Below are 11,766 nucleotides of genomic sequence, written 5' to 3' on the forward strand. Positions count from 1 at the left end.
AAATTATGAAAGATTCAACTTATTTCTTCACGGTTTTGGGAATATCCCTATTTATCTGTTTGTTTATGACAGCGCTAAATTATGCCATTAACATATATGGGCTTTTTAAACCCGAAGTGCCGGTAGAAATGTCTGTCTTCGCGGACGAACGCCAATCCAAATACCTTCTTGCCCACCGCTATATCCCTTCACATTTCGATGGGGTGATTTTGGGACCGTCCCTTTCTGCCAACCTCGACCCAGAACCCTTTTCATTTGGGCGTTTTTACAACGCCAGTATCATGGGGGGCAGGGTGACCCCTCTAAAAACATTGATGGAAAAGAGCCTTGAAAACAATGGGTACTTTGAAAAGGCACTTGTGTGTATCCATCCCTATCTTACCAATCATGCTGAAAATGACCCCAAGATGCATGAAAAGAATTATTGGGGTGCCCTGGGCTCACTGAACCTGTATCGAACTTACCTGATTGCGGCCGTGAGACAACTGGAACTGCTACCCTCTAAATACCCGAAAAACCAATATTCCCCAAACGGATACAATGATTTTGAAATATTCCATAAGGCAGATGACGTGGCTGCAAAAATCAAGGAGGAAACCGAGAAATTGACGGAGGAAGACTTTGCCATTAACCCCGTTGCAAGGCAAGAACTCATCGAACTCACACAAATGCTCAATGAGGCCGGAACCCAAATCCTGTTTTATTATCATCCGATGCCGTTTGAAATGTATCAACAACATCAGGAAAAATATGATGACTATTGGCAATCCATATTGGAGATACTTGAACCTGTAAAAGGCCAGGCCAAGTTTTACAACTTCAACCAGCCCGGGCATTTTGATTTTCTTAAAAACTACGACAACTACATAGACCACGGCCATTTCAGCCAGGAAGGCCAGGCTTTATTTATCCAAATGCTTCAATCTGTCTTAAGCAGAGAAACTACTTAAAATCTATCATAGTCGATGCCCTGATTATCCATAGGCGGGCACCTTTCTCCAAATCGTCCATGAGTGAATCATTTCCCCATCCTCTCTTTTATTATCAAAAAATTAAATATCTTTAATTTTTTGCAAAGCTTCAGCATTCGCCCAGCGTAGGAGGAGGCTAGGACACAAAACCCATTATGGATCTAACCATTGAAAACATACTGCTCATTGGCTCGGTATTGCTGTTAATCAGTGTACTGGCAGGACAGACTTCCTATAAATTCGGTGTGCCCACTTTGGTTCTCTTTTTATTCATCGGCATGCTGGCAGGCTCCGAAGGATTAGGGGGCATCCACTTTGACAATCCCAAAACCGCCCAATTTATCGGCGTTCTTTCTTTGAATTTCATCCTTTTTTCCGGTGGACTGGACACAGATTGGAAAACCGTTAAACCTGTTCTGTGGCAAGGTGTCAGCCTGTCAACAATCGGAGTTCTCATCACAGCCCTAAGTCTGGGCGTGTTTGTTTATCTAGTGACCGATTTTTCACTCTATGAAGGGCTGTTGTTGGGCGCAATAGTCTCTTCTACAGACGCAGCAGCCGTATTCTCCATCCTGAGAGCCAAAAACATGGCTTTGAAAAGCCGGCTCCGGCCCACCCTGGAATTGGAAAGCGGAAGTAATGATCCCATGGCTTATGTATTGACCATCGCTTTTTTGGGTCTGGTTGTTGATCCTGATAAAGGGGTGCTGGAAACCGTTCCGCTTTTTTTCAGACAAATGGTTCTTGGGGCTGCTCTGGGTTTTTTGTTTGGATGGATTACCCGGTATTTTATCAACAAAATCAATCTTGGATTTGAAGGACTCTATCCTGTATTGGTCATTGCCATGATGTTCATTACTTTCTCGTGTGCCGACTTGCTCAAGGGTAATGGTTTCCTTGCGGTTTACTTGTGTGCCGTTTATCTGGGAAACCAGGACCTCATCCATAAAAAAACCATATTGAAGATGTTTGATGGCCTTGCCTGGCTGATGCAGATTGTCCTGTTTTTGACTTTGGGCCTGTTGGTCTTTCCCAGCAAGATCCTGCCTTTCGTTGGGTTGGGCCTAATGGTCTCCGGATTTTTGATTTTGGCCGCACGTCCTATTGCGGTTTTTATCAGTTTGCTGCCGTTCAAAATGAAAACCAGGAGAAGGTGGTATATTTCCTGGGTGGGCTTAAGAGGGGCTGTTCCCATCGTTTTTGCCACTTATCCTCTTCTGGCAGGTATCGATAAGGCAGATATCATTTTTAATATCGTATTCTTTGTGTCCCTCACCTCAGTACTGACCCAAGGAACCACGCTCTCCCTTGTGGCCAAATGGTTCCATGTGGCGTTGCCGGCCAAAGCCAAACCGAGGTTGCCTATTGACAGGATGTTTGAGGATTCACCAAAGACCCGGAGTGAGGAATTGACCATCGAGGCAGACAATCCCCATATAGGAAAAAAAGTGGTGGATTTGAATTTCCCAAATGCAGCCATCATCGCCATGATCAAAAGGGACGGGAAATACCTTACAGCCAATGGCACCACCGAGATCAAGGTCGGCGATAAACTGCTTGTATTGGCCGAAGACAACGCAAGCATGAACAGGGTTTTTAGTATCTTGAATATACCCCCACCAGCCGAAGAGTAAACCCCGTGAATATCCCGACAAAAGCCAAACGCGGAGCACGCTTGATGAAAGTTTACCAATAGCCGGCGCCCCTCTGCCACAATCACAAATTTATTTTGGCACAGCTTTTATAGTATATATAGATATAATTGGGACATAAAACCATATAAGAAAATGAAAACCAGCATATTTGCCATGTTGTTTGCCCTGATAGCCATGATGGCTTCCTGCGGCAACAAAACTACTGATGATGTCTCTACCGAGCCGGATGAGCCGATAGAGCATGAAAATTACCAAGAGGAGGTACCTGAGGCAGATGAGTTCTATGAGGAAGACACTGCCGGAGGTTTTGAATCACCTGAACCCATTCAGTAGTTCTTAAATTGAATCACAAACCATCCAACAGCCTGCGGTTCGGCAGGCTGTTTTTTTTTAATAAAGGAGCAGCCCTCCAAGATAAACTACATAAATCACCAAGAAAAACAGCCCCTCCCACCTTTCCAGGCGCCTTCCCTTTCCTGTAAAGACAAATATAAACAAGAGAATTCCCGCCACAATATTCAGCAAAATGTCCATAAAATTCCCAGCCCCTACCGTCACAGGACCTATTACAGCTGACAGCCCAAGGATAAAAAAAACGTTAAAAATATTGGAGCCCACCACGTTGCCTATGGCAATATCCACCTTCTTCTTTCTCACGGCTGCCACCGAAGTAGCCAGTTCGGGCAAAGAAGTTCCAATAGACACTATGGTCAAGCCGATCACGCGTTCCGACCAACCGAACTCCCTCGCCAGAAAAACGGCATTGTCCACAATCAGTTTCCCGCCTATTACCAAAGCCGTCAGGCCCAGGATTATCCAAACCAAAGCCTTACCGGTGCTGTAGCTTTTGGTTTCGACACTTTCAGGGTCTTGCCCCGGGTTTCTGGAAATTGTGATATTGTAGACCAGAAATACCGTAAAAAACAACAGTAAAATCAAGCCATCCCCCCTTGAGACCACATCATTGTCCATACTGTTCAACAGCCGGTCCCCAGCCAACACCCAAACCGAAACGGCTGCCAGTAAACTTAAAGGAATTTCTATCCATGTCGTATTGGTCTTCACGGCAAGTGGATAGATCAGGGCCGAGATGCCCAAAATCCCCAATACATTGAAAATATTGCTTCCCAGCACATTGCCCAGGACCATCTCAGAAGAACCTTTGAAGGCTGCCATTATATTCACGACCAATTCGGGAGCAGAGGTTCCAAAAGCCACCACAGTCAGTCCTATGATGATATTAGGAATGCCAAAATTGGCCGCCAAACCCGATGCGGCATCTACAAGCTTATCCGCTCCAAATATCAACAGGACCAGCCCGGTGATCAACAAAAGCAAAATTATGATCATATCAACAAGATTATCCTCGAATTTAGGCTTCCTCTCTGGAATCCACACCGAATTTGAAATATTTATTTTGCAAAATCAGTCCTGCTTACTGTCCCTCTGGGCAAGACCGGTACAGATCATTTAATCTGAAGTGACATATTGATAACACATGGACGGTTTTCATTTTTAACCTCCACAGAAGGAACTTTCTGCTGTAATGGAATACAATTGTGATTTTTTTGAACTAAATATTTTCCTGCTTTTCTGCCGGAAGTTTTTTTCCAAAATGAAAAAATCATATAACTTCTTATTTAAATAACAACAAAAACGATATAAGATACAATTAACTCCATAAAAACCATTGATTGAATATTTATTTGGCAAAGCTGTCTTCTATATCTTTTATACAAAATCTTCTTTTTTTCTCTTGTCCAGACAACACTGGCAGGTTTTATGCTTGCTATATCTAAAAAATAATAATAGTTTTAACCTTTTCGTTAAAATATATGATAAAACATAATCAATTATAAATCAAATAGTTTTGTAAAAAGAAAAATAATCATTGGAATATATCGACAAGAAAAAGAGGAAAAATTTCATAACAAGTGTATCACTTTCAGCCTTTTCTGCGTCAGGGCAAAAACCAACTTTATTTAACACCATAATGATCATGAAGAAGAGCCTTTCTGTTATTATTCCGAATTTTAATGGCAAAACATTATTGGAAGAATACTTACCCCATACCCTCACCGCATTGGAAAATGCCGGGGTAATATCAGAGATTATTGTGGTGGACGATGCTTCTACCGATGAATCGGTATCTTTTTTGGGGAAACATTATCCCACTGTCCGCGTGATCCAAAACCCCGTGAACAAAGGTTTTTCTTACTCTTGCAACAGGGGAATTTATGCGGCGCGGCACGAACTCCTTTTCTTTCTGAATACTGACGTGAAGCTGACTCCCGATTACTTTGACAAACAGTGGAAATATTTTGAAAAAGAGGATACTTTTGGGGTAATGGGCAAAATCCTTGAAATGGACAGTAAAAAAATTGAGGTAGCGGCCCGCGCCCTCAACCATATCGGCTTCAAAATAAAAACCAATAAACTCTTTTATCAGGAAGAGAAAGACGGATACATACCTACCGCTTTTTTATCGGGTGCCAACGCCCTGATTGATGCAAAAAAAATCAGAACCCTGGGAGGATTTGATGAGATTTTCTCCCCCTATTACAGCGAAGACCTCGATTTGGGATTAAGAGCCTGGAGAGTGGGTTGGAAATGTTATTATGACCATGCCAGTAGCTGTTACCACCGGGGATCCTATACCACCAAGACCCAATGCAAGAAAAACTGGGTGAAGCAGATATACTTCAGAAACAGGTTTATGGTCCATGCCATCCACTTGGAAAGTCATTATCTCCCCTTTTGGTTTGTACAGGTATTATTTTTTGAAGTAATTCCCAAATTATTATTGGGACAGCATTGGTACCTTAAGAGTTACATCTCCTTCCTTAGGCAGATCAAGGCCATCAATAACTCCAAACAACGTTTGACCTTTCTGATGAAGAGAAGGAACAGCAATGTGTCTGTGTTTGATATTCAGAAAAAGGTGGTAGGTGAATTGGCCAAGAAAAACATCATCTGGCTATAATCATAACATATAATTAAAAGCATATTTCATGCATACTTATTTCAGATTGCTCTCTTTTGCCAAACCTCTTGGAAAATATGCCGTACCATATATCCTTCTGACCCTGTTGGCAGTGATATTTACTACATTGAACCTGGCGTTGCTTGCCCCTTTACTGTCCACCCTTTTCAGTGAAGGCAAAGATGGTTCGGAAATCTTGGTGCAACCGGATTCTCCCTTAGACATACTGGGGCATTTCAACTACTACGCCGAATGGATACACCGGCAATATGGTGCCATGGAAGCATTGAAAATGGTGTGTGTTGTAATTGTCATCTCGGTGCTACTGGGCAATCTGTTCCGTTATCTTTCCCAGCGGGTGATGGAAAATCTTCGTATCCACACGCTGCTTAACCTAAGAAAATCGGTGTTTGATAATGTCATGGATCTCCAAGTGGCTTATTTCAACAGCCAGAGAAAAGGCAATATAATATCCCGAATCGCTTCAGATGTGCAAGTGGTCCAATATTCTGTAACCAGCACCCTGCAAGTGCTTTTCAAAGAGCCTCTGCAGTTGATTGCATATGTTTTCATTCTGTTCGTCATTTCATACAAACTTACCCTCTTCGCACTGTTGGTTATCCCAGTGTCTGCCTTTGTTATATCCAAAATCGTGAAAAGATTAAAAGAACAAGCCAATGAAGCTCAACACAGGTATTCCTTGATGATCAGCTATCTGGACGAAGCACTGTCCGGAATAAAAATTATCAAAAGCTTCAACGCCACCCAAAGAATCAAAGACAAATTTCACGAAGAAAATGTAAAGTACTCCGAATTGGGGAAAAAAATGGCCAGAAGACAGCAACTTGGGTCACCGGTATCGGAGTTTTTGGGCGTTTTGATGGTGGCTATCATCGTTCTTTACGGCGGCAGTCTGGTCATCACCAATCAGTCAGAACTCAGTGCGGCGGCTTTTATCACTTATATTGCCATTTTCTCCCAAGTCATGCGCCCTGCCAAAGCCCTAAGTGCCTCTTTCAGCAACATTCACGTTGGCATTGCCGCAGGCGAAAGAGTACTTGAACTGATTGATGAAAAGCCGGCTGTTAAAGATATGGAAAACGCCGTTGTTTTGAACGGCTTGAAAGAAGGTGTTCAGTTTGAAAATGTAAGTTTTGCCTATCAGGATAGGTCCGTATTGAGGCAGATTGACCTATTTATTCCCAAGGGTCAGACGGTAGCACTCGTGGGACCATCGGGAGGGGGAAAAAGCACATTGATGGATCTTATCCCCAGGTTCATGGATGTGGGTGAAGGAGCAGTGCTGATCGATGGTGTAGACCTACGCTGTGTGGATTCCGATTCATTGAGAAATCTGATCGGCATGGTCAATCAAGAATCCGTTTTATTTAATGACTCAATAGAAAATAACATCGCTTTTGGTTGCCCCAGTGCAAATGAAGACGCGATCACGGCTGCGGCCAAGATCGCCAATGCCCACGATTTCATTATGGAAACTGCAAAAGGATACAAAACCAACGTCGGAGACCGTGGGGTAAAACTGTCCGGGGGACAAAAACAAAGAATATGTATCGCCCGGGCTATCCTAAAAAACCCACCCATTCTTTTGCTGGACGAAGCCACCTCTGCATTGGATACTGCCTCGGAAAAACTTGTACAAGATGCACTGAACAAGCTAATGAAAAACAGGACGACGCTGGTGATCGCACACAGGCTCAGCACCATCCAGAAAGCTGACAACATCGTCGTTCTGGACAAAGGCGAAATCGTGGAATCAGGAACCCACCAAGAACTGTTATTAAAAGAAGGATTATATAGTAAGTTGATTGAAATGCAACAATTTACAGAAGTTGGGCCATGACTACCGAATTAAAACCTTCCACAACTCTTGATGGAAATCCAAATTATCCTTTCGAATTTTCCATTTGCACGTTGGTAACAGACCATGAAGAATATGCCGGGATGAAATCCTCGTTTTATGAAGCTGGGTTTACGGAAGGCGATTGCGAATTTCTGATCATTGATAACTCAAAGGCCAACACCATGGAGGCCTTTTCCGGCCTAAACTTGTTTTTAAGAAAAGCAACAGGAAAATATATCATCATTTGCCACCAGGATATCCTTCTGCATGATGACAACAGGATGGTCTTGGAAGAAAGGATTCGGGAATTGGATATCAAAGATCCCCATTGGGCGGTCATTGGCAACGCCGGAGGGGTCAACCTGAAACATCGGCTTCAGCATATTACCAAGGGTACTACTGGCCAAACCATTGAGGAGAAACACTTGCCTATCAAAGTGATAACTGTGGATGAGAATTTTATTTTGGTGAAAAATGAAGCCAACCTGGCATTATCGGCTGACTTAAAAGGCTTCCACATGTACGGTACTGACTTATGTCTGATTGCAGATGTCTTAGGCTACCACAGTTATGTGGTGGCGTTTAATCTCACCCATAAGAGTGACGGCAATGCAGACGAAACCTTCTATCAACTTAAACGCAACCTCATACGAAAGTATAGGTATGCATTCCGTTCCAGATTCGTGTCTACAACCGTCACCCGTTTTTACCTTAGCCCAAAAGGCTGGAAATCATGGATTTGTAACTCTGTGCCGGTATTGTTTTTGGTAAGGCAGTATTACAAATTTTTCACCGTGAAAAAAAGCTATTCCATCAAGTACAAAGATATGCAACCATGATCCCCGTAGCCGCCGACACCCACGTGTATATTATTTGTCCCGCTCAATTTGCCACCGGCGGGCCGGAAGCCCTTCACCAGCTTGGACATCATCTTAGGAAAAAGGGTATCAAAGCATTTATGTATTACATATGGATGAATGACAGAAAAAAAAAGCGGAAAATCACAACACAAGACCCTGTGCATTCCCGATATCGAGGGTACTCCGTACCTTATACCGATTCCATAGAAAACCATTCCCGGCATTACCTAATCACTCCTGAAACCTACTTGGATCCGATTTTCGATAAAAACGTTGAAAAAGTAGGAAAAATAGTCTGGTGGCTAAGTGTAAGCAATTATTATAAAATCCTTTTGCCAAAAATAAAGAAATACCATAGGAACCCATTGTTTTGGATACGGAAATTGGTTAACCCAAAAAAGCTCGGTACCCTGGAAGAACTCAAAACTGCGGGGGTACTTCACCTTGCCCATTCTTATTATAGTAAAGTCCATCTGGAGCAGCATGGTCTTACCATTGCAGGCAGGATATCGGACTATATGAACAAGGTTTTTTTTGAAAAAGCAGATGACACGTTTCCAAAAAAAAATCAAGTTATCTATAATCCAGTCAAAAATGATTTCTTCTTACAGAAAATCATCCAGGCAAGTCCCGGAATAAACTGGGTCCCCATTTCCGGTCTGAGTCCAGAACAGGTGGTCCAAATCATGAATGAAAGTAAAGTCTATGTGGATTTTGGCTATCACCCGGGAAAAGAGCGAATGCCCCGTGAAGCATGCATCATGCGGTGTTGCCTTATCATTGGAAAAGAAGGTTCTGCCAGTTTTCAACAAGACATGCCTATACCGGACGCTTACCGCTTTGAAAAAAAGGAGGAATCCATTCCTGCCATTGCCGACCAAATAACCGCCTGTTTGGCAAATTATGAATACCATATACCTCACTTCAGCCACTACAGACAAGTATTACTTGAGGAAGAGGTGGCATTTGCCCAGGATGTAAATACTGTATTCGTACAAATGAAAGAACAAAGCATCCAAAAGCCGGTACTGTCATGAAGCGCATATTGTATTTCTATCACGAAAACCCTTTGGAAAAGAATGCCGGTAACAAAACGCGTGTCATAAACCTGCTGAGGTATTTTAAAAACAAGGGTATGGTTGTTGACTTTGTCAGCATTAGAAATTTCGGAAGCACATGGACAGACCATGACAAAGAAGTTTTTGAAAAAAGCGGGTTTTGCCGTACCCTTTACTTGTTGAGTAGAAAACCGAAAGGCAAAAACCTTTTTCAATATTGGCTATCTTATAAAATCCCGAACTTCTTTTTTAAGCTTAGGAAAAACCCCATAAGCTTGTATCTCAATTATCACATACAAAAAGGCTTTGAAAATGTGTTGAAAAATGAAACATATGACCATATCATTATAAATTATGTTTATTGGGGAGAACTCATCAACAAGAAAAACCTGCTGTCCCGCGCAATGACCATTTTGGACACACATGATTTTACTACACCCAGGCATCTTGATGATAAAAATTTTTCCTTAGCCGACTTCTTCGGAAACGAAATCAAACAAATGCGATATTTTGATCAGATATGGGCCATTTCTTCGGATGAACAATATCTTTTTGGACAATTTTACCCGTACAAAACAAAGCTTGTCCCGTTCATGATTGACAAGCCCGGCCCCAGACTGTTACCCCAAAAATACGAATTCATCTACGTGGCCAGTGACAATCCTCACAACAAGGAAGCCGCCGAGTGGTTTTTTTCCAAGGTATTCCCATCCATACCGGACAGCTACCGACTTCTGGTGGTTGGCAAAATTACGAAACACATACCAGATCTTCCAAACGTCACAAAAATTCTGCACATGGATAAAATTGAAGAAGCTTACCATTCATCAAAAGCTGCCATATGTCCGATGTTGCATGGGACGGGCTTAAAGATAAAGGTTGTCGAGGCACTTGCCCATGGGTTGCCAGTCATTTGCCAAATAAGGGGTGTAGACGGTCTGCCCAATAAGATCAATAACGGCTGTCTGGTAAGTGAAAATGCTACGGCTTTTGGTCAAAACATGCTGCATGTAGTTGAGGATGAGGATTTTCACGAAAAACACCGCGTTGATGGGGAAAGCCTTTTTCTTGATTATTTCCAAAGTGAAAAAGTATATAAAAAACTAGACAGGTATTTTGCCTTGAAACATGAAAAACACCCGATAGGATGAGCTTTCTGGCCAAAATAGAGAAAAAAAATCGTTCAGTTTGCCTTGCAATCAACAAGGAATATTTTAAATGGGGGAAAACGTTACCGCAGAATGCCTACAAAAAAGTATTGCTAAAACTGTATTTGAAAAGGATCGGGATATTGGCCGTGAAAAGTTTGTTAAGGCCCAATATGATTCCCGAGGCGTGGAAAATGCTTGTCCATAAGCAAAAAAGAAAACATTTTCTATCGGACGCCCTTGGTCAAAAAGGCAAAACCCGTGAATTTTGGTGGACATTGTTGGGGTATAACTACTTTGTCCCAGATGAACTGATGCCTTTGTTGTCCGAAGACTGCATCATGAAAAAACAAATAAGGTTTCCGGATGTCAAGCAACCGGCTGTCTCCATCATCATTCCGGTTTACAACCAACTTCCCTATACGTACAATTGCCTCAAATCTCTCGAACGCCACCTCAATATACACTGTGAAATCATTCTTATTGACGACGGTTCATTTGACGAGACACCAAAATTCCTTTCCACTCAGGTAGAAGGTATCCGCTACATCCGTAACACCGACAACCTCGGGTTTTTACTGAGCTGCAACAAAGCGATCGAAAAAGCCAAAGCACCTTTAATTTGCCTGCTGAATAATGACACACAGGTAAAAGAAAACTGGCTCGGTTCCTTGGTCGAAGTCCTTTTGGAACATGAAGACATTGGCTGTGTGGGAAGCCAACTGATTTATCCCAATGGCCTGCTACAGGAAGCGGGTGGGCTTGTTTTTTCAGATGGCTCCACTTTAAACTTTGGCAATCTAGAGCTCCCTCAGCAGACACCTTACAACAAATCCCGCGAGGTGGATTATTGCTCAGGAGCTTCTATCTTGTTCAGAAAAGAAGATTTTGAAAAGATCGGTGGATTCGATGCACGATATGTCCCCGCCTACTATGAAGATACTGATTTGTGTTTTGAGATAAGACACAGACTTGGTAAAAAGGTCTGCTATATCCCCGAATCCAAAGTTTACCACTATGAAAGCATCACGACCGGCAAAGAAATCAAAGAAGGTAGTGTAAAAGTCCATATGCTTTATAATAAGGAAAAATTCAAGAAAAAATGGCATCCTCAGTTAAGTTCGGCTTATTGTCCTAAAGGCGAACATATAAACGCGGCCATGAGGTTGGGAATGTTGAAACAGAAGAGAAAAGCTATATCATGACCTCAAGCCATACCGGCGGCAAAAA

At 42.5% G+C, this 11,766-nt stretch carries 10 protein-coding genes; 9 read left to right on the forward strand and 1 reads right to left on the reverse strand.

The genetic code is table 11. The annotated features are described in order from the left end of the window. Window positions 1–5 precede the first annotated feature (5 nt). The 3 genes from ACFPFU_RS04550 to ACFPFU_RS04560 all read left to right on the forward strand — a co-directional run bounded on the left by ACFPFU_RS04550 (window position 6) and on the right by ACFPFU_RS04560 (window position 2,959). A complete protein-coding gene (locus ACFPFU_RS04550) occupies window positions 6–950 on the forward strand; it encodes a hypothetical protein (protein ID WP_377061961.1) in 945 nt (314 codons plus the stop codon). Window positions 951–1,126: 176 nt separating this feature from the next. After that, entirely contained in the window at window positions 1,127–2,605 is a 1,479-nt protein-coding gene (locus ACFPFU_RS04555; protein ID WP_377061963.1) for a potassium/proton antiporter, read from the forward strand. 153 nt (window positions 2,606–2,758) lie between these two features. Next, the gene (locus ACFPFU_RS04560) at window positions 2,759–2,959 is read left to right on the forward strand and encodes a hypothetical protein (protein WP_377061965.1); all 201 of its coding nucleotides are present in this window, start codon (window positions 2,759–2,761) and stop codon (window positions 2,957–2,959) included. Window positions 2,960–3,016: 57 nt separating this feature from the next. Here the strand turns inward: ACFPFU_RS04560 and ACFPFU_RS04565 are convergent, their stop codons facing one another. Further along, a complete protein-coding gene (locus ACFPFU_RS04565) occupies window positions 3,017–3,976 on the reverse strand; it encodes a calcium/sodium antiporter (protein ID WP_377061967.1) in 960 nt (319 codons plus the stop codon). Between the two features lie 649 nt (window positions 3,977–4,625). On the opposite strand from ACFPFU_RS04565, the gene ACFPFU_RS04570 reads away from it, so the two are divergent. Genes ACFPFU_RS04570 through ACFPFU_RS04595 form a run of 6 tightly spaced genes read left to right on the forward strand, consistent with a single transcriptional unit; the run spans window position 4,626 to window position 11,741 of the window. Further along, window positions 4,626–5,609 carry a glycosyltransferase family 2 protein gene (locus ACFPFU_RS04570; protein ID WP_377061969.1) on the forward strand — a complete coding sequence of 328 codons (984 nt, stop codon included), beginning with the start codon at window positions 4,626–4,628 and terminating at the stop codon, window positions 5,607–5,609. Between the two features lie 28 nt (window positions 5,610–5,637). Further along, window positions 5,638–7,470, forward strand: coding sequence for an ABC transporter ATP-binding protein (locus ACFPFU_RS04575; RefSeq protein ID WP_377061971.1), 1,833 nt, complete (start codon window positions 5,638–5,640; stop codon window positions 7,468–7,470). Further along, window positions 7,467–8,309 (forward strand): glycosyltransferase family A protein, encoded by an 843-nt coding sequence (locus tag ACFPFU_RS04580; protein WP_377061973.1) that lies wholly within the window; start codon window positions 7,467–7,469, stop codon window positions 8,307–8,309. The genes ACFPFU_RS04575 and ACFPFU_RS04580 overlap by 4 nt, the downstream gene beginning before the upstream one ends. Next, on the forward strand, window positions 8,306–9,367 hold the full coding sequence (locus ACFPFU_RS04585; protein WP_377061974.1) for a hypothetical protein: 1,062 nt from the start codon (window positions 8,306–8,308) through the stop codon (window positions 9,365–9,367). Before ACFPFU_RS04580 ends, ACFPFU_RS04585 begins: the two co-directional genes overlap by 4 nt. Further along, complete coding sequence (locus ACFPFU_RS04590) at window positions 9,364–10,539, forward strand: glycosyltransferase (RefSeq protein WP_377061976.1); 1,176 nt, start codon at window positions 9,364–9,366, stop codon at window positions 10,537–10,539. The genes ACFPFU_RS04585 and ACFPFU_RS04590 overlap by 4 nt, the downstream gene beginning before the upstream one ends. Beyond that, a complete protein-coding gene (locus tag ACFPFU_RS04595) occupies window positions 10,536–11,741 on the forward strand; it encodes a glycosyltransferase family 2 protein (RefSeq protein ID WP_377061978.1) in 1,206 nt (401 codons plus the stop codon). The genes ACFPFU_RS04590 and ACFPFU_RS04595 overlap by 4 nt, the downstream gene beginning before the upstream one ends. Window positions 11,742–11,766 lie beyond the last annotated feature (25 nt).

The organism is Negadavirga shengliensis, assembly GCF_042652345.1.
Taxonomy (GTDB): Bacteria; Bacteroidota; Bacteroidia; order Cytophagales; family Cyclobacteriaceae; genus Negadavirga; species Negadavirga shengliensis.

Bases quoted from the DNA above. Each gene is read 5' to 3' on its own strand.
- ACFPFU_RS04550 (WP_377061961.1), top strand. From the start codon at position 6: ATGAAAGATTCAACTTATTTCTTCACGGTTTTGGGAATATCCCTATTT.
- ACFPFU_RS04555 (WP_377061963.1), top strand. From the start codon at position 1,127: ATGGATCTAACCATTGAAAACATACTGCTCATTGGCTCGGTATTGCTG.
- ACFPFU_RS04560 (WP_377061965.1), top strand. From the start codon at position 2,759: ATGAAAACCAGCATATTTGCCATGTTGTTTGCCCTGATAGCCATGATG.
- ACFPFU_RS04565 (WP_377061967.1), bottom strand. From the start codon at position 3,976: ATGATCATAATTTTGCTTTTGTTGATCACCGGGCTGGTCCTGTTGATA.
- ACFPFU_RS04570 (WP_377061969.1), top strand. From the start codon at position 4,626: ATGAAGAAGAGCCTTTCTGTTATTATTCCGAATTTTAATGGCAAAACA.
- ACFPFU_RS04575 (WP_377061971.1), top strand. From the start codon at position 5,638: ATGCATACTTATTTCAGATTGCTCTCTTTTGCCAAACCTCTTGGAAAA.
- ACFPFU_RS04580 (WP_377061973.1), top strand. From the start codon at position 7,467: ATGACTACCGAATTAAAACCTTCCACAACTCTTGATGGAAATCCAAAT.
- ACFPFU_RS04585 (WP_377061974.1), top strand. From the start codon at position 8,306: ATGATCCCCGTAGCCGCCGACACCCACGTGTATATTATTTGTCCCGCT.
- ACFPFU_RS04590 (WP_377061976.1), top strand. From the start codon at position 9,364: ATGAAGCGCATATTGTATTTCTATCACGAAAACCCTTTGGAAAAGAAT.
- ACFPFU_RS04595 (WP_377061978.1), top strand. From the start codon at position 10,536: ATGAGCTTTCTGGCCAAAATAGAGAAAAAAAATCGTTCAGTTTGCCTT.